This window comes from Aquipseudomonas ullengensis (assembly GCF_014174475.1).
GTDB classification, from domain to species: Bacteria; Pseudomonadota; Gammaproteobacteria; order Pseudomonadales; family Pseudomonadaceae; genus Aquipseudomonas; species Aquipseudomonas ullengensis.
Map to the genome: position 1 here is coordinate 199,259 of NZ_JACJUD010000004.1, position 17,118 is coordinate 216,376.

Here is a 17,118-nt window from a genome sequence, read left to right on the forward strand (position 1 = left end):
CGACTCCGGGATGCGGCGACATGCGCTGAGCCTGGTGCCGAGCGCTTCCTGGAGTAGTCGTTACAGACGGGCGGATTTCGACAGGCTCAGCCAGCTTCTTCCTGCAACCAGTCGAGCAGGGCGCGCAGCGCTGGCTGGCGTTCGCGCCCAGGTACGCAGACCGCCCGGTAGCGTGCGCCGCGCACCCGCACATCGGCGCGATACGGCTGCAGCAGGCCGCTGGCCAGTGCATCGGAGGCCAGTACCGAACTGGCCAGCACCAACCCCTGGCCGGAAATGGCGGCCTGCAAGGCGTAATGCTCATCCGGATAATCCCGGCGCGGTGCGCTTGCCAGCCAGTCTTCGCCCGCCGCATCGATCCAGTCCTGCCAGTCGGGTAAGCCCTGCAAGGGCGTACCCCAGGTCATGCCGATCAGCGCGCAGCCGTTGTCGCCCATTTCCGCCAACAGGCGCGGGGTGGTGTAGGCGGCGAAGTGCTCCTCCATCAGCGGAGTCAGGTACAGCTCGGGAAAGTCCTCGAAGCCGCAGCGGATCGCCACATCGACGCTGGCATCACGCTGCAGGTCGACCAGGTCGTTGCTGGTCTCGATGCGCACGCGAATCTGCGGGTGGCGCTGGTAGAAGCGACCCAGGCGCGGAATCAGCCACAGCGCGGCGAAGGCTGGCGTGGTGTTGAGGCTGACGCAGTTGTCCTGCTGCGCCGGGCGCATGGCCTGCAGGCCGTGGCTGATATCCAGCAGCGCACCATGCAGGCTGCGGTACAAACGCTCACCGGCTTCGGTCAGGCGCACACCACGGCCAAGGCGCTCGAAGAGCAACTGTCCCAACCAGTTTTCCAGGCTGCGGATCTGGTGCGATACCGCAGTCGGGGTGACGCTGAGTTCTTCGGCGGCGGCCTTGAAACTGGCCAGGCGGGCTGCAGATTCGAAGGTGCGCAAGGCGGCGAGAGGCAGGCGGGCAAACATGAGGGGAAGCTCTCAGATGAGTTGTGTTCATCTGACAAGACTACAGATCGTTTGTCCAGCCAGCGCCGTCTGCCTAGATTGCCGCTACACAAGCGGTGGCTGAACAGCCCCCGCGCGGGATGTTCTGGAGGTGGTCATGCAAGGTGCCAAACGCAAGGTCGTGCAGGCGGTGCTGTACGAGTTGATTGGCGCGCTGTTCGTTTCGCCGGTGATTGCCCTGGCGTTCGACGAGAGCCTGGCCTATTCGGGCGCGCTGGCCTTGTTGCTGTCGCTGTCGGCGCTGGTGTGGAACATGCTGTTCAACGGCCTGTTCGAGCACTGGGAGGCGCGTCAGGTGGAGCGTACCCGCGGCTTGAAACGGCGCATGCTGCACGCGGCCGGTTTCGAGGGTGGTCTGGCCTTGCTGTTGGTGCCGCTGATGGCCTGGTGGCTGGGCATAACCTGGGCCGAGGCGTTTGTCGCCGACCTTGGCTTGCTGGTGTTTTTCTTCTTCTACGCCTTTGCCTTCCAGTGGGCGTTCGACCGCCTGTTCGACGTGCCTGACTCAGCCAAGGAACTGCCACTGTGCCCGGCTAACGGATGAGCCTGGTTCACTGGTCAACGCAGCTGTTGGAGCATGTCCGTCAGCACGCCGTGGCGAACCTGCCGCAGCAGACGCAGTTCGCCCGCACTCAGCCCGTTCTGCAGCGCCTGTTCGAGGAGGCGATCGGCAGCGCCTGGCAGAGCGGCCAATAAGGTATCGAGCAAGCGCGTGCTGACACTGCCAGGCAGGCCCAAAACTGCTCCAAAAGCCAGTACATCAGCCCGCGTAAGCTCAGCAAAGCGCCTTGCGTTGCCCATCGGCCAGGACAATTCGGCATGCCCCCACGCGTTGTCGCGGGCATAGACACTGGTACTGAGCAGGTCGTAGTGCGGCGCCAGTTCAATACCCTGGGCGCCGACGAAGAAGGACAAATTCTTCAGATGCGCATCGTTGTTGCCCAGCAGCGCATTGAACAGCGCCCAACGGAACAGCAATTGACGGCTCATGGCTTTGCTGCGGCATAGCGCAACCAGTTGTTGCAGGGTTTCCAGGGTGGCCATGCGGTACTTGTAGATGCGGTCGAACGACAGCAACTGGCAAGCATCCAGCACATGCCGGCGCTGCAGCATGCCGCCCTGCGCGTGCCGATCAAATCGCTGCACCAGGTAGATCGACTGCGGCACTCGCCGCAGTTCTACGGGCGGCACCGGCAGTTTGACCGCTGCGGCCAACGCCATGACAAACCACTCATTGGCGGCACTATGCGGGTAGCTGTCGGTATCCGCATGGTCCGGTTTGAGGATATGGGTAGACGGCTCCTGGCCCACGGGCTCGAACAACTCACCGGCCTGCAGGACCACGGCCAGTTTGTGTTGAGCGCCGGCCAGGGACATGCGTTTGGGCGCGGCCTGGCCAAGGGAAACCCGCGGTAGATTGTCGATCCGGCGGGCGAGTTCGCTGGTTGCCAGGGGCTGCAGTTGGCGAGTCGGCATGCCTTGCTCCGGCCCCAGCAGGGTCAATGCTCCGGCCGACTCTGCACCGTAGTAAGCGAGCAGGGCGAAGGCATCGGCAACCTCTACATGCGCATCCTGGGCCAGCAAGGTGCGCGCCTGCTCCTCGGGAAGCAGGTTGTCGAAAAACCACTGCACAGGTCGCTGGCTGGCACCGTCGCGAATTGCTCCGGCGGCACGGGGCAATTGTGGCGACAGGTCAAACGCCTCAGCGCTGCTCAGCCAGGCAGGCTCGTGCTGGAAAAGCCACAGGTTATCCTGCTCGCTGAGCAACCCCACGGGCTTGTCATTGAGCCAGACCCGTAATTGCCTCATGCCTGTTCACCCGGTTTTTCGGGTACTTCAAGGTGAATCCGCACGCCCAGTTCATCCAGCAGGCTGAGCACCTTGCCCAGTTGCACGGTGCCTTTGCCAAGCTCGACGTCGCGCAAGAACACATGGCTGGCACCGATAATGGCGGCCATGTCGTCTTGGCGGATGCCTTGCTGGCGGCGCAAGGTACGAGCAAGCGTGCCGATATCGGCAGCGCTATGGATGGGGATCAGTGACATCTCGCTCTCCTAATCTAAGTTATGCCTTAGATTAGTTGAGAGGCTGGCGATTATTCAAACAAATCTAATGTTTGCATTAGATTTTCAGGTTTGATCAGTTTTTCAGGCTAAATATAAGCTGTGGCTTATATTTTTAATTAGATCGTTGCCTCACGGTATGGCGCTGATCTATTGGCCGTCGTTGCTCGCCGGGTTGCGGTTCTTCGCTGCGATCCACTGCGACATGTATTGCGTGCTCTTGTGCAGGTGGTGGCGCAGCATGCCGCCGACGAAGTTGGCGCGGCGTTCGGTCTGCAGGTTGTCGCGCAGGTTGTGCAGTCGTGCGATCAGCGCCTGGCCGGATTGCTGGCGATCGAAACGCTCGGCAAGGATGCGCGCGCCGTTGGCCTGGGCCTGCTGCCACAGCGTCTGGTCCTGATACAGCGCCACGGCAGCTGCTGCGAAGGCTTCAGCATCGCCGGCAATGGCGCCGCCCCAGGGCAGTTCGCCGTGCATGCCTTCACTGCCGATCGGCGTGGTCACACTCGGCGTGCCGCAGGCCATGGCATCGGCCAGTTTGCCCTTGATCCCCGCGCCAAAGCGCAGCGGCGCCAGGCACACGCGCGCTTGCACCATCACCGTATGGGCATCGGCGGCCCAGCCCAGTACATGGAAGCCCTGCTTGGCATTGTGCAGGGCGGTGGCCTTGGGGGGCGGGTAGGAACCATAGATATGCAGCTGCGCTTGCGGCAGGCGCTGACGAATCAGCGGCCAGATCTGCTGCTTGAGCCACAGCACCGAATCCCAGTTGGGCGCATGGCGGAAGTTGCCGATGCTGAGGAAGTGCGCGCGCTGCTCAAAGGGCGGCTGCTCGGTCGCCGTGGGGATCAGCATCAGCGTGCAGTGCTGCAGCAGCGCCGCCGGCACGCCGAAGTGCTGTTGCAGCAGGGTCTGCTCGAAGTCGGAAATCATCAGGCTGAGATCGCAACGGTAGATGGCCGCGATCTCACGCTGGGCCATGTCGTCGTCGGCCATGACCCGGAACAGCTCATCCGTCCCGGCGGCTACGGGCCCTTGCTGCTGTTTCTCCGACTCGCTGCCGGCACGCTGTTGCGCGGCCTTGAGCAGGCGCTGACGGGCGTCGCGCAGGCTATGCAGGTCGCTGGTTTCGAGGACGCGCAGGGCGTTCGGGCAGTGCTTTTCTACACGCCAACCGAACTGTTCCTCGCTGAAAAAGCGGTCGAACAGCGCCAGGTCCGGCTGCAGCTCGCTGAGGAAGGCATCGAAACTGTCGCAATTGAGGGTGATCGGCACTTCCGGCACATCGAGCGCTGCCAGATCGGCGCGGTGTTCGGAAAGCGCGGCGGCGCTGGCGAAGGTCACCCGCCAGCCCTGGGCGCGGAACAGCTCGATGAATTCGATCATGCGGCTGCCGGCAGCGGAGGAGCGTGGCTCGGGCCAGACATAACCGATGATGAGGACGTTGTGCATGGGCGTGGCTCGGATGCGGGGCGGCGATTATAGCCGCAGGCTCGATGGCGACGGCGCCATCGAGCGCATCCCGATCAGTCTCAGCTGCGTGCCGAACGAATCGCGCGCCAGAGGCTGTACAGGGTGAACAGGAACAGCCCGACCACGCTGATGAGGGTCCAGGCGGTGAACGGAATGCCGAGGATGGCGTAATCGTTCTGCCCGCAGATGCCGCCACTCATGAACAGGCTGGGCAGGTATTCATGCAGGGGCAGGTAGCTGGAATAGAACGGGAAGGGCGAGCAGCTGAAGCTTTCCATGATGCCCACTTCGATCAGCACCACATGGGCGTTGTCGACCACGGCCATGGCGCTGGTGGCGAGCAGCAAGGGCCAGAGGGCGAAACCCAGCCAGTTCTGCTTCAGCGCCGCCGCGCCGCTCAGCAGCACGGCGAGGATGGCGCCGAGGCTCAGCCACAGGCGGATCTGCACGCACAGGGTGCAGGGCTCCCAGCCCAGCACGTGCTGGAAAAGCAGCGCGCCGGCCAGCATTGCCACGCAGGCCAGGGCGATGATGAGCGGCAATACGACAGCAGGGTTGCGACGGGTCATTCCAGGCTCCAGAACGTCATGGGAAAAATGCTCGCTGCTTGTACCAGTTGCGTGCCGTAGCGGCAACGCAGCAGCGCCGGTTGGTCAGTTCGGCACGCCGAGCGCGCCATGGTTCGCTGGGTCGCGCGGAAAACACATAAAAATGGCTATGTCCCTGTTATGTGTTGCCAGGGGAGAAACCTTCCCGCCCGCTCGGGCACCGATCTGGATTCCCGCCTACGCGGGAATGACGGAGTGGGTGGGACGACGCTGTGCCACACCCTCTACCTCGTCATTCCCGCGCAGGCGGGAATCCAGGGGCATCCGGCAGCACGGTAAGAGGCAGATGACACAACACGTAATGGGGACATAGCCAAAAAAATCCCCACGGTCAGGAGTTGAACCGTGGGGAGCGCAATGGTCGACAAGGGCGGTGTCGACCCAGGAGGGATGGGGGTACCCGCGAAGTACAGCGGGCTGAAGAAATCCTGATGATCTCGCGAGCTAGAGCCAGACAAGGCAAAAATGGCCGAGGGAGCGGAGTTTACGAATTGTAAATGAGCATCCCGAGGCCATTTTTAACGCCGTATGGCCGACGCGCAGCAGATCATGCCTGGGGTTGCCAACCTCCGCCGAGAGCCTTGTAGATGGCGACGATGCCGCGATACAGCTCGACTTCAGCCAGGGCCTGGGCATCCTCGGCGGCCAGGCGTTCACGCTCGGCATCCAGCAGGACGAGGAAGTCCTCGGTGCCTTCGCGATAGCGCACCGCCGCCTGGGCGGCTGCCGCGCGGCTGGCTTCCGACTGGCGTACCAGGGAAACCAGACGCTGCTGGCGCTTGGCGTAGTCGCTGAAGGCGTTTTCTGACTCCTCCAGGGCCAACAGCACCTGCTGCTCATAACTGGCCAGGGCACCGTCGGCATCCGCCTTGGCGCCGCGCAAGCGGGCGCGCACGCTGCCGAGGTCAAAGGCCGCCCAGCTGATGGTCGGCGCCACGCCCCAGGCACGGGCATCGGAAGCCCCTAGCTGCGAGCCCCGGCCGGCAGTGAAACCGAGGAAGCCGGACAGGCTGACCCGTGGAAACAGATCGGCAGTGGCCACCCCAACATTGGCGGTAGAGGCGGCCAATTGGCGTTCGGCCGCACGGATATCCGGACGGCGGCGCAGCAGCTCGGCCGGATCGCCAATCGGCAAAGCCTTGGCGATCACCGGCAGTGGCTTGGCCGACAGGTCGACGCTGAGCTGCTCCGGACGCTGACCGAGGAGGGTGGCGATACGATTGCGCGCTCGCGCTTCCTCGGCCTGCAGTTGCGGCAGGCTGGCTTCGGTCGCCGCCAGGCGGGCGTCGGCGCGCAGCACGTCGAGTTCGCTGCCAACGCCAGCGTCGCGCAGCTGCTCGGTGAGGCCACGAGACTCCTGCTGGTTCTTCAGGTTGTCACGAGCAATGCGTTCGCGCAGTTGCGCGCCGCGCATGTCGCCGTAGGCATCCACCAGTTCGGCGATCAGGCTGACTTGCAGCTGGTAAAGCTCGGCCTCGGCCACTTCGATCTGCGCATCGCTGGCTTCCAGTTGACGCTGGATACGACCGAACAGGTCGAGTTCCCAGGCCATATCCAGGCCCAGGTCGTAGCGCTCCTGACGGATACGCTCCTCGCTGGTCGGCGGTTGCTGCGCCTTGCCGAACTCGCCACTGGCGCGGCTGGTGACCGTGGGCAACTGGTCGTTGGCCACGTCATCGCGAATCGAGCGGGCGGCGCGCAGGCGGGCGAAGGCCACGCGCAGCTCGCGGTTTTCCTTGAGCGACTGCTGCACCAACTGGTTCAGGGTCGGATCATCGAACTGCTGCCACCAGATTGCCTCGAAGCGGGTGCGGTCATAGTCGCCAGCTTCCAGGCTGCTCAGCTTGGCCGGCTCGGTGGCAGGCTCCTGATAGTCCGGGCCGACGGCGCAGGCGCTGACGGCCAGTGCCAGAGCTGCCGGGATGAGCAGCCTGTAGGAGCGAGCTCTGCTCGCGAAGCCTTTCAGCGGGGTATTTCGCGAGCAGAGCTCGCTCCTACGGGAGGCATGCAAAGGGTTCATACATGCACCTCCTGCAGGCGGGCGGCTTTCTTCGCTTCGCGCTTCTCCACGAAGCCGCGAATCAGCACGTAGAACACCGGGGTCAGCAGCAGGCCGAAGAAGGTCACGCCGAGCATGCCGCTGAATACCGCGACGCCCATGGCATGGCGCATTTCCGCGCCGGCACCGGAGGACAGCACCAGCGGCACCACGCCCATAATGAAGGCGAAGCTGGTCATCAGAATCGGCCGCAGACGCAGGCGGCAGGCTTCCAGCACCGCGCTGACGCGGTCCATGCCTTCTTCCTGTTTTTCCTTGGCGAACTCGACGATCAGGATGGCGTTCTTGCAGGCCAATCCCACCAGTACGATCAGTCCGATCTGGGTAAAGATGTTGTTGTCGCCTCCAGCCAGGATCACCCCGGTAATGGCCGACAGCAGAGTCATCGGCACGATCAGGATCACCGCCAGCGGCAGGCTCCAGCTTTCGTACTGAGCGGCCAGCACCAGGAAGGCCAGCAGTACGCAGAGCGGGAAGACGAAGATCGCGCTGTTACCGGCCAGAATCTGCTGGTAGGTCAGGTCGGTCCACTCGAAGCTCATGCCGTTGGGCAGTTCTTCCTTGAGCAGCTTGGCCATTGCCGCTTCGGCCTGGCCGGAGCTGTAGCCGGGGGCTGCTGCACCGTTGATCTCGGCGGTGAGGAAACCGTTGTAGTGCATGATCCGATCCGGCCCGGAGCTGGCGCTGACCTTGAGGAAGGCCGACAGCGGAACCATCTCGCCACGGTTGTTGCGTACCTTGAGCTGGCCGATCTGCTCCGGCTCCAGGCGGAACTGTTGCTCGGCCTGCACGTTGACCTGGTAGGTCCGGCCAAAGCGGTTGAAGTCGTTGGCGTACAGCGAACCCAGGTAGATCTGCATGGTGTCGAAGATGTCGCTGATCGCCACGCCGTGGGTCTTGGCCTTCTCGCGGTCGATGGCAGCATCGATCTGCGGCACATTCACCTGGTAGCTGGTAAAGACCGACATCGGGTCCAGTTCCGGCAGCTGGCGCGCCTTGGCGATAACGTTCTGGGTTTGCACGTACAGCTCGTCATAGCCCAGGTTGCCGCGGTCCTGCACCTGCAGGCGGAAGCCGCCGATGGTGCCCAGGCCCTGTACCGGTGGTGGCGGGAAGATCGCCAGGTAGGCTTCCTGAATACCCGCGAACTGGCCGTTAAGCTCGGCGGCGATGGCCCCGGCGGACATGCTTTCGTCCTTGCGCTGGTCGAAATCTTTCAGGGCGACGAAGACGATGCCGCTGTTCGGGCTGTTGGTGAAGCCGTTGATCGACAGACCCGGGAAGGCAATGGTGTTGGCCACGCCAGGGTGCTTGCCGGCGATTTCCGACATCTTTTTCATCACCTCTTCGGTGCGATCCAGGGTCGCAGCGTCCGGCAGTTGGGCGAAGGCCACCAGGTACTGCTTGTCCTGCGCCGGTACGAAACCGCTCGGCGTGGTGGCGAAGCCCAGGTAGGTCAGGCCCATCAGCCCGGCATAGACGAACAGGGCGATACCACTGCCGCGCAGCACGCGCTTCACGGTGCCGACATAGCCATGACTGGCGCGGTCGAACACACGGTTGAAGGGCTTGAACAGCCAGCCGCCGAAGAGTTTTTCCAGCACGCGGGAGAAACGGTCCTTGGGCGCGTCATGGCTTTTCAGCAATACGGCGGCCAGGGCAGGGGACAGGGTCAGCGAGTTGATCGCCGAGATCACCGTGGAAATGGCAATCGTCAGGGCGAACTGTTGATAGAACTGCCCGCTAAGCCCGGAGATAAAGGCCGTGGGGATGAACACCGCGCACAGCACCAGGGCCGTGGCGACGATGGGGCCGGTGACTTCCTTCATCGCCTGCTTGGTGGCTTCCACCGGGGTTTTGCCCAGGCCGATATTGCGCTCGACGTTCTCCACCACCACGATGGCGTCGTCCACCACGATGCCGATGGCCAGCACCAGGCCGAACAACGACAGGGCGTTGAGCGAGAAGCCGAACATGTGCATCACGGCGAAGGTGCCGATCAACGACACCGGCACGGCGGCCAGCGGGATGATCGAGGCGCGCCAGGTCTGCAGGAACAGGATCACCACCAGCACCACCAGCACGATGGCTTCGAGCAGGGTGTGCACCACCGCCTCGATGGAGCCACGCACGAAGATGGTCGGGTCGTAGACGATTTCGTAGTCCACACCCTGCGGGAAGCTCTTCTTCAAATCGGCCATGCGCCCACGCACCGCATCGGAAATCTCGATGGCGTTGGAGCCGGGGCGCTGGAATACCGGGATGGCCACTGCCGGCTTGTTGTTCAGCAGCGAGCGCAGGGCGTACTGGCTGGAGCCCAGCTCGATCCGGGCGATGTCCTTCAGGCGAGTGATTTCGCCATCTTCACCGGCGCGGATGATGATGTTCTCGAACTCTTCCTCGCTGACCAGGCGGCCCTGGGTGTTGATCGACAGCTGGAAGCTGTTGCCGGCATCGGAGGGTGGTGCGCCGAGGGAACCGGCGGCGACCTGACGGTTCTGCTCGCGGATGGCGTTGACCACGTCCGTAGCAGTGAGGTTGCGCGAGGCGACCTTGTTCGGGTCCAGCCACACACGCAGCGAGTAGTTGCCGAGGCCGAACAGCTGCACGTCACCCACACCGTCCAAACGCGCCAGCTCGTCCTTGACGTTGAGCGCGGCGTAGTTGGACAGGTAGAGCATGTCGTAGCGGTTATCCGGCGAGGTCAGGTGCACGACCATGGTCAGGTCGGGCGAGGCCTTGTCGACGGTCACGCCGAGACGCTGCACTTCAGTTGGCAGGGTCGGCATGGTGCGCGTCACTCGGTTCTGCACCTGCACCTGGGCGTTGTCCAGGTCGGTGCCGAGGGCGAAGGTGATGGTCAGGGTCAGCTTGCCGTCGGCGGTGCCCTGGGAGGACATATACAGCATGCCCTCGACCCCGGTGATCGCCTGTTCCAGCGGCGAGGCGACGGTTTCGCCGATCACCTTGGGGTTGGCGCCGGGGAAGTTGGCGCGCACCACCACGGTGGGCGGCACCACTTCCGGGTATTCGCTGATCGGCAACTGGAACAGCGAGATGGCGCCGCCGATCAGGATCAGCAGCGACAGCACGGCGGCGAAGATCGGCCGCTGGATGAAGAATTGCGAGAAATTCATGACAGTCCTCGGGCTCTGGCGCGTCATGCACGCCAGGCTTTCGTCATTCGTAGGGCGGGGGTGTCCCGCGTATTCCGTGAGGCGCGGGTTTCACCCACCCTACGTTTGGCTCAGCCGCGCGGCGAGCGGGAAGGTTGGGCGTTCTTTTCCGCTACGCGGGGCTGTTGGCGGGCATCCACCACGTCGCGCTGCTGGGCGAGGGCGGCCAGGGTCTTGTCGTCAGCCATAGGTACGGCTTGCGGGTCGACGGTGGCGCCTGGCATGGCGCGTTGCAGGCCGTTGACCACGATCTGCTCGCCCTTGGCCAGGCCGTTGCGCACGATGCGCAGGCCCTCGACCTTGGGGCCCAGCTCGATGGCGCGGTACTGCACGGTGTTGTCCTTGCCGAGGACCAGGACGAACTTCTTGCCCAGGTCGGTGCCGACCGCTTCGTCCTTGATCAACGCTGCCGAGTAGGTGCCGCTGCCGACCAGTTTCAGCCGCGCATACAGGCCGGGGGTGAACTGGCCGTCACGGTTGTCGAACACGGCGCGGCCACGGATGGTGCCGGTCTTCGGGTTGACCTGGTTGTCGAGGAAGTCCAGCTGGCCCAGGTGCGGGTTGCCGTCCTCGCTGGACAGGCCGAGGTACACCGGGCTGGCGTCGCGGGTTTGCGAGCCGGACTGGCGGGCCAGTTCGACGTACTTGAGGAATACGCGCTCGTCGGCGTCGAAGTAGGCGTAGACCTTGTCGGTGGACACCACGGTGGTCAGCAGCGACTGGCCGGCGCCCACCAGGTTGCCCTCGGTGATCTCGGCCCGGCTGACGCGACCGTCGATGGGCGCGGTGATGCGGGTAAAGCTGAGGTTGAGCGCGGCGTTGTCCAGTTCGGCCTGGGCGGCGGCGACGGCGGCCTGGGCTTCCAGCGCGGTGCTGGCACGGGCATCGGCCAGCTCGGCGGAAATCGCGTTGCTCTGGCGCAGGCGCTCGCCACGGCGGGCTTCGTTGGCGGTGCGGGTCTGGCTGGCCCGCGCTTGCTGCACTTGCGCTTGCAGGCGCTTGACCTCCGCCTCGAACGGGCGCGGGTCGATCTGGAACAGCAGGTCGCCTTTCTTCACCAGGCTACCTTCGCGGAACGCCACGCGATCGATATAGCCGGAGACGCGCGGGCGGACTTCTACCGATTCCGGAGCTTCCAGGCGACCGGTGAACTCGTCCCATTCGTTGATTGGCTGCTGAATGACTTCAGCGACGCTGACTTTGGCGGCAGGTTGCTGGGCTGCGTTTTCCGGGGCTTTGCCGCATGCGCTGAGCACCAGGATGGCTGCCAGGGCAAGGGGAAAACGCCAGGTAAGAGGGATGGACCGTTCCATGTGTGACTCCGCCAGGATGTATTGAGAATGGGCGGAGTCTGCTAGCGGTCGTGCGAGCGGACGAATCGAACGGGCACATTTTGATTATCACGCGAAGTGATAAAAGCCTTTGCGGATCACGTACAAAAGGCTGGGGCGCGCCCCGCGCTGATAAGCAAGCTAGAGCGGTCGCAGCGGGTTACGCGGTTGTTGCATCGAGAGCGGTCACTCCAGGCTGTCGGGGTCACCGCAGAACATCTGGATGCGCGAACGCAGCCAGCGCTCGGCCGGGTCGTTGTCCTGTGCGCCGCGCCAGGCCATGTGCAGCTCGAAGGGCTGGATATCGATGGGCAGCTCTTCGGCGCGCAAGCCACCGGCGGCGGTCAGCGCAGTTGCCGTGTAATCCGGCACCGTGGCAACGATATCGGTGCCGGCGAGCAGGGTTGCCAGGCCGTTGAACTGCGGTACGGCCAGTACGACGTTGCGCTTGCGCTCGATCTTTTCCAGCTCGCCGTCGACAAAGCCGCTGAGGTCGCCCGCATAGGAAACCAGCGCATGGGGGCGGGCGCAGAAGTCATCCACACTGAGGGCGCCCGGCACGCTGTCGGCACGCAGCAGCTTCGAACGGCTACGGCGCAGGACTTTGCGCTTGGCGTTGGCGGGCAGGTCATCGGTGTAGGCAACCCCGACGGAAATTTCACCAGAGGCCAGCAGACCCGGCATCAATAGATAGTTGGCGCGTCGCACCACCAGCACCACGCCCGGGGCTTCGCCACGCAGACGGCGCAGGAGGGGCGGCAGCAGGGCGAATTCGACGTCATCGGACAGGCCGATGCGAAACACGGCCTTGCTCGTGGCTGGCTCGAAATCGGTGGCACGGCTGACGGCGGTGGAAATCGAATCCAGCGCGGGGGAGAGCAGGGCGAAGATCTCGCCAGCCCGGGCGGTCGGCTCCATGCTGCGCCCGGTGCGCACGAACAGTGGGTCGTCGAACAGGCTGCGCAGGCGCGAGAGGGCGGCGCTGATCGCGGGCTGGCCGAGAAACAGCTTTTCCGCCGCACGAGTGACGCTGCGCTCATGCATCAACGTCTCGAAAACGATCAACAGGTTGAGGTCAACGCGACGCAGGTCGTTGCGATTCATAGCCATCTTCCGGGTGAAGTGTGTGAAAGGTGCGGCCCCGGCACGCAGACGTCAAGCATGCAACCTGCAGTGCGGCAAAGCGTCCCAAGAAAGACCCTGACGATCATCCGCGTTTATGGTGACTATCAATGTGCGCGGGTGGTGTTGATGGAAAAGCCCGTATAGAGTCCGTGGCCATAGAGAGTCTATGGCGAGGTGTGTGATGTCCCGCATGATCCGTTTTCATCAGTTTGGCGACGCCAGCGTATTGCGCCTGGAAGAGTTGCCGACTCCGCAACCCGGTCCTGGCCAGGTGCTGATTCGTACCCAGGCAGTCGGTGTGAACTGGAGTGATGTGCTGTGGCGGCAAAACCTGGCTCCCCAGCAGGCCAGCCTGCCGGCCGGTCTGGGTTCCGAATTGGCCGGTGTGGTGGAGGCCGTTGGCGAAGGCGTCGACGACCTTGCGCCGGGTGTTGCGGTTGCCAGTTTCCCGGCGTTTAGCCCGAACCAGTATCAAGCCTGGGGCGACCTGGTGCTGATGCCGCGCCTGGCGCTGACCCGCTACCCCGATGTGCTGTCGGCCACCGAAGCGGCCGTGCATTACACCGGCGCCCTGTCTGCATACTTTGCCCTGGTCGAGCTGGCGAATGTCCAACCAGGCCAGCATGTGCTGATCACGGAAGCCGCCCATTGCCATGCGCCGCAGGCGGTGCAGATGGCCAAGGCACTGGGTGCCAAGGTCATTGCAGCGACCAGCGAGAGCGAGAGCCGCGCGTTCCTGCGTGAGCTGGGGGCGGACAAGATCATCGCTACCGAAGAGCAGGACCTGGTACTGGAAGTCGAACGCTACACCGACGGCAAGGGTGTCGAGGTGGTGCTGGACCAGTGCGCCGGCCCGCAGATGAAACTGCTCGGCGACGTCGCGGCCACCCGCGGCAAGCTGATCATCTATGGCATCAACGGCGGCAACGATGCATCTTTCCCGGCCTGCGCGGCATTCAAGAAGCACCTGCAATTCTTCCGGCATTGCGTGCTGGACTTCACCGGCCAACCGGAAATAGGCCTGGAGCACAATGAAGCCGCCGTGCACAAGGCACTGACGCTGGTTAACCAGCTGACGGCAGATCGCCTGCTCAAGCCCAGCATCAGCAAGGTGTTCGACTTCAACGATTTCGTCGCGGCCAACCAGTTCATGGAAACCTGTCCGGCCAACGGCCGGGTGGTCATGACCCTCAGCGAATAAGCCCTCCGCGCCGCCCGTCCTGGGCGGCGCAGTGTTTCTCCTGCCAATTCCCCTCGTTATCAGTTCCGCTCCCGGTGCACGCCAGTGTGCGACCTGTTGTCCGGACTTTGCGCTGGTGCGCATTTTTTAGATTGTAATGATAAGGATTATCATTAAGATGCGCACCACAGCATGCCGAGGACCAGGCAATGGGAAATGTATTCACGCTGAAGGAACAGAACGCTGTGCCAGTACCACTGGCCGAAGTGCGTCAGAACTTGGCCCTGGAAGGGCTCTACACCGGCAACCGCCGCTCTCTGGTCGACTCCGCCCAAGCCGTGCTCGGCTGTCGTGCGCGAGCCGAAGATGTGGTTCAGGACGCCTTCCTGAAGCTCTGGGAGAGTGGCGGCGAGCACGCCATTCAGGAGCCACTGCGCTACCTGTTCCGCATGGTGCGAAACCTGTCCATCGACCGCCTGCGCCGTATGGCGCTGGAAGGACGCTATCGCGCCGATGACGATCTGCTTGATGAACTGCCAGCCCTGCAATCCACCCCGGAACAACGCGCCATCGGCCAGCTGGAGTGGCAACGTATGCAGCTAGCTATTGCCGAACTGCCCGAGCGTACCCGCACCGTCTTCACCATGAGCCAGCTGGAAGGCTTTAGCCAACGCGAAGTCGCCACCCACCTGAACGCCTCACCCACCCTGGTGCATTTCCTCCTGCGCGATGCGCTGGTGCATTGCCGCAGCCGCCTGGGTTGCGAGGCTGCTTGACCCCGTCATCACCGTTCTGCGATCTGGAATCGATTCGATGAAACTGCTCAATCTGCTATTCCGCGACAACCGCTTGCCCTTCGCCGGGATCATTCTGCTGAGCCTGTGCAGCGCACTGCTCAGCATCGGCGTGATCGCCTTCATCAACTGGCGCCTGATCGGCCTGCAAGGTGAGTTGCTCAGTACCTTGGCGACTTTCCTCGGCCTGCTGGTGGCGCTGCTGATCTGCGCCGCAGCAGGGCAGGTGGCGCTGCACACCATCGGCCACTCGTTTGTTTACCGCCTGCGCCGCAGCCTGGTGCGCCGGGTGATGAACACCGATATCGAGCGTCTGGAGCACATCGGCGGCGCGCGCATCCTGGCCAGCCTGGCCAGCGACATCCGCAATATCACCATCGCTTTCGTGCATCTACCGGAGCTGGTCTACGGCCTGATTCTCAGCCTGGCGGCCTTTGCCTACCTGGCCTGGCTGTCGCCATCGTTGTTCGGCATCACCGTCAGTTGGCTGACACTGACGCTGGCGGTCGGCTGGGTGCTGGTGGGCAAGGTCAACCGGCATATCCGCCTGCTGCGTGAAGCCGAGGACAACCTGTACCAGGACTACCAGGCGATTATCGATGGTCGCAAGGAGCTGGCCCTCAACCGCGACCGCGCGCGCCTGCTGTTCGACGAGGAGTTCGACCGCGATGCGCGGGCCTACCGCGACCACGTGACCCGTGCCGACATCTACAACGGCCTGGCCGGCAACTGGGCCAACTGCATGGTGCTGGGCAGCATCGGCCTGGTGTTCTTCTGCGCCAATGGCTTGGGGTGGGCGGCAACGCCGGTGGCGGCGACTTTCGCCCTGACTGTGCTGTTCCTGCGTGCCCCGCTGGTGGCCAGTGTGGCGGCGCTGCCCAGCCTGCTGGCGGCACGCATCTCCCTGGACAAGCTCGAGTCGCTGGAACTGGCTCCCGAGCAGGCCAGCGATCCGTTTAGCCCGCTGGGTGACTGGCAGAGCCTGCAGCTGTCCGGCCTGGAATACCGTTACCCGGGCGAAGGCGGTGAGCAGGGCTTCGATGTCGGCCCGATCGACCTGCAGCTGCGCCGTGGCGAGCTGGTATTCCTGGTTGGCGGCAACGGCAGCGGCAAATCGACCTTGGCACGCCTGCTGACCGGCCTGCATCGTCCGGCAGCGGGGGAAATCCGCCTGGATGGCCACGTGCTCGCGGCTGAGCAATGGCCGGCCTATCGCCAGCTGTTTGCCAGCGTATTCACCGACTTCCACCTGTTCGCCCGTTTACTCGGCCCGCAGGGTAGCGAAGTGGCGGAGCCGTTCGTAGCCGCGTGGTTGGATCGCCTGCGCCTGGCGCACAAGGTGCGCTTCGGCAGGGGCCGCCTGGCGGACACGCGCTTCTCCCAGGGCCAGCGCAAGCGCCTCGCGCTGCTGCTGGCGATGCTGGAAGGGCGCGACATCCTGGTGCTCGACGAATGGGCTGCCGACCAGGACCCGTTGTTCCGGCGCCTGTTCTACCGCGAGCTGTTGCCGCAGCTCAAAGCCGCCGGCAAGACGGTCATTGCCATCACCCATGACGACCACTATTTCGACCAGGCCGACCGCCTGCTGAAAATGGATGGTGGGCGCCTGAGCGAGCTCACCGGGCAGGCCCGCGAGCGCGCCACGCAAGATGCCGTGCGCGAGATCGGCGGCGCCCCGCATAGCGCAGCCACTGCTGCAGTAATTTGACCTAGGCCTGTTTCGCCCACCTGGGCGAGGCAGGCGCACGTCCGCAAACAGCAGTTAAATGAAAATTATTCGCAAACATAAGCGTCTTTAAAGCGAGCCGTTTCGATCGGCATCTGCGAGGTAGCAAGAATGAGCCTGGATAATCCGCAAACCACCTTCCTGGTGGTGATCAACGACGAACAGCAATACGCCATCTGGCCCGCCTACAAGGCAGTCCCTGCCGGTTGGCAGGAAGTCGGCGTGCGCGGTGATCGCGCCACCTGCCTGGAACACATCGGCAAGGTCTGGACCGACATGCGCCCACGCAGCCTGCGCGAGGCCATGGGCGCCTGATGCAGCTGTTCTGCCTGGCCCATGCGGGCGCCAGCGCCATGTCCTATGCGCGCTGATTTCAGTGCCAGAACCTTCGGCGACCTGATGCACAGCTGGCGCCGCGAGACCCGCGGCCCCTTCACTCTGGAATGGCTGGAAGGCGATCACGCCTACCTGCGCCCCCAGGAAGACGAATTGCTGCCCCTAATCGAATTCCATGCCTTGCGCCTGCTACGGCGCGAGGCGGCCGGAGCGCCCCTGAGCGCCTAGGCCATCGCCTGCGAG

Annotated in this window: 15 protein-coding genes; 6 read left to right on the top strand and 9 right to left on the bottom strand. The window is 63.9% G+C overall.

What is annotated here, in order from left to right; genetic code table 11:
- Window positions 1–86 precede the first annotated feature (86 nt).
- Window positions 87–965 (bottom strand): LysR substrate-binding domain-containing protein, encoded by an 879-nt coding sequence (locus tag H3H51_RS13335; protein WP_183089545.1) that lies wholly within the window; start codon window positions 963–965, stop codon window positions 87–89.
- Window positions 966–1,101: 136 nt separating this feature from the next.
- On the opposite strand from H3H51_RS13335, the gene H3H51_RS13340 reads away from it, so the two are divergent.
- Window positions 1,102–1,548, top strand: coding sequence for a PACE efflux transporter (locus H3H51_RS13340; protein ID WP_183089546.1), 447 nt, complete (start codon window positions 1,102–1,104; stop codon window positions 1,546–1,548).
- A gap of 14 nt (window positions 1,549–1,562) precedes the next feature.
- Here H3H51_RS13340 and H3H51_RS13345 read toward each other — a convergent pair whose 3' ends face one another.
- The 8 genes from H3H51_RS13345 to H3H51_RS13380 form a co-directional block, all read right to left on the bottom strand.
- Entirely contained in the window at window positions 1,563–2,813 is a 1,251-nt protein-coding gene (locus tag H3H51_RS13345) for a HipA domain-containing protein (protein ID WP_183089547.1), read from the bottom strand.
- Entirely contained in the window at window positions 2,810–3,049 is a 240-nt protein-coding gene (locus H3H51_RS13350; protein ID WP_183089548.1) for a helix-turn-helix domain-containing protein, read from the bottom strand. Before H3H51_RS13350 ends, H3H51_RS13345 begins: the two co-directional genes overlap by 4 nt.
- Window positions 3,050–3,217: 168 nt before the next feature.
- Complete coding sequence (locus tag H3H51_RS13355; protein ID WP_183089549.1) at window positions 3,218–4,519, bottom strand: glycosyltransferase; 1,302 nt, start codon at window positions 4,517–4,519, stop codon at window positions 3,218–3,220.
- 80 nt (window positions 4,520–4,599) lie between these two features.
- A complete protein-coding gene (locus H3H51_RS13360; protein WP_183089550.1) occupies window positions 4,600–5,109 on the bottom strand; it encodes a disulfide bond formation protein B in 510 nt (169 codons plus the stop codon).
- Between the two features lie 586 nt (window positions 5,110–5,695).
- Window positions 5,696–7,168: an efflux transporter outer membrane subunit gene (locus H3H51_RS13365; RefSeq protein WP_183089551.1), complete on the bottom strand. Its 1,473-nt coding sequence runs from the start codon at window positions 7,166–7,168 to the stop codon at window positions 5,696–5,698.
- Window positions 7,165–10,344: an efflux RND transporter permease subunit gene (locus H3H51_RS13370; protein ID WP_183089552.1), complete on the bottom strand. Its 3,180-nt coding sequence runs from the start codon at window positions 10,342–10,344 to the stop codon at window positions 7,165–7,167. The genes H3H51_RS13365 and H3H51_RS13370 overlap by 4 nt, the downstream gene beginning before the upstream one ends.
- Before the next feature lie 110 nt (window positions 10,345–10,454).
- On the bottom strand, window positions 10,455–11,696 hold the full coding sequence (gene mexE / locus H3H51_RS13375) for a multidrug efflux RND transporter periplasmic adaptor subunit MexE (protein ID WP_183089553.1): 1,242 nt from the start codon (window positions 11,694–11,696) through the stop codon (window positions 10,455–10,457).
- Window positions 11,697–11,900: 204 nt separating this feature from the next.
- Window positions 11,901–12,818: a LysR family transcriptional regulator gene (locus H3H51_RS13380; protein ID WP_235981366.1), complete on the bottom strand. Its 918-nt coding sequence runs from the start codon at window positions 12,816–12,818 to the stop codon at window positions 11,901–11,903.
- Between the two features lie 202 nt (window positions 12,819–13,020).
- On the opposite strand from H3H51_RS13380, the gene H3H51_RS13385 reads away from it, so the two are divergent.
- From H3H51_RS13385 to H3H51_RS13405, 5 genes are all read left to right on the top strand, one after another.
- Window positions 13,021–14,040: a zinc-dependent alcohol dehydrogenase family protein gene (locus tag H3H51_RS13385; RefSeq protein ID WP_183089554.1), complete on the top strand. Its 1,020-nt coding sequence runs from the start codon at window positions 13,021–13,023 to the stop codon at window positions 14,038–14,040.
- A 188-nt stretch (window positions 14,041–14,228) separates the two neighbouring features.
- Complete coding sequence (locus H3H51_RS13390) at window positions 14,229–14,795, top strand: sigma-70 family RNA polymerase sigma factor (protein ID WP_183089555.1); 567 nt, start codon at window positions 14,229–14,231, stop codon at window positions 14,793–14,795.
- Window positions 14,796–14,832: 37 nt separating this feature from the next.
- Window positions 14,833–16,521, top strand: coding sequence for a multidrug ABC transporter permease/ATP-binding protein (locus H3H51_RS13395; RefSeq protein WP_183089556.1), 1,689 nt, complete (start codon window positions 14,833–14,835; stop codon window positions 16,519–16,521).
- Between the two features lie 129 nt (window positions 16,522–16,650).
- The gene (locus tag H3H51_RS13400) at window positions 16,651–16,854 is read left to right on the top strand and encodes an MbtH family protein (protein ID WP_183089557.1); all 204 of its coding nucleotides are present in this window, start codon (window positions 16,651–16,653) and stop codon (window positions 16,852–16,854) included.
- Window positions 16,855–16,899: 45 nt separating this feature from the next.
- The gene (locus H3H51_RS13405) at window positions 16,900–17,103 is read left to right on the top strand and encodes a hypothetical protein (protein ID WP_183089558.1); all 204 of its coding nucleotides are present in this window, start codon (window positions 16,900–16,902) and stop codon (window positions 17,101–17,103) included.
- Window positions 17,104–17,118 lie beyond the last annotated feature (15 nt).

Bases quoted from the DNA above. Each gene is read 5' to 3' on its own strand.
- H3H51_RS13380 (WP_235981366.1), bottom strand. From the start codon at position 12,818: ATGAATCGCAACGACCTGCGTCGCGTTGACCTCAACCTGTTGATCGTT.
- H3H51_RS13385 (WP_183089554.1), top strand. From the start codon at position 13,021: ATGTCCCGCATGATCCGTTTTCATCAGTTTGGCGACGCCAGCGTATTG.
- H3H51_RS13405 (WP_183089558.1), top strand. From the start codon at position 16,900: ATGCGCGCTGATTTCAGTGCCAGAACCTTCGGCGACCTGATGCACAGC.
- mexE (WP_183089553.1), bottom strand. From the start codon at position 11,696: ATGGAACGGTCCATCCCTCTTACCTGGCGTTTTCCCCTTGCCCTGGCA.
- H3H51_RS13350 (WP_183089548.1), bottom strand. From the start codon at position 3,049: ATGTCACTGATCCCCATCCATAGCGCTGCCGATATCGGCACGCTTGCT.
- H3H51_RS13370 (WP_183089552.1), bottom strand. From the start codon at position 10,344: ATGAATTTCTCGCAATTCTTCATCCAGCGGCCGATCTTCGCCGCCGTG.
- H3H51_RS13395 (WP_183089556.1), top strand. From the start codon at position 14,833: ATGAAACTGCTCAATCTGCTATTCCGCGACAACCGCTTGCCCTTCGCC.
- H3H51_RS13390 (WP_183089555.1), top strand. From the start codon at position 14,229: ATGGGAAATGTATTCACGCTGAAGGAACAGAACGCTGTGCCAGTACCA.
- H3H51_RS13335 (WP_183089545.1), bottom strand. From the start codon at position 965: ATGTTTGCCCGCCTGCCTCTCGCCGCCTTGCGCACCTTCGAATCTGCA.
- H3H51_RS13355 (WP_183089549.1), bottom strand. From the start codon at position 4,519: ATGCACAACGTCCTCATCATCGGTTATGTCTGGCCCGAGCCACGCTCC.
- H3H51_RS13365 (WP_183089551.1), bottom strand. From the start codon at position 7,168: ATGAACCCTTTGCATGCCTCCCGTAGGAGCGAGCTCTGCTCGCGAAAT.
- H3H51_RS13400 (WP_183089557.1), top strand. From the start codon at position 16,651: ATGAGCCTGGATAATCCGCAAACCACCTTCCTGGTGGTGATCAACGAC.
- H3H51_RS13340 (WP_183089546.1), top strand. From the start codon at position 1,102: ATGCAAGGTGCCAAACGCAAGGTCGTGCAGGCGGTGCTGTACGAGTTG.
- H3H51_RS13345 (WP_183089547.1), bottom strand. From the start codon at position 2,813: ATGAGGCAATTACGGGTCTGGCTCAATGACAAGCCCGTGGGGTTGCTC.
- H3H51_RS13360 (WP_183089550.1), bottom strand. From the start codon at position 5,109: ATGACCCGTCGCAACCCTGCTGTCGTATTGCCGCTCATCATCGCCCTG.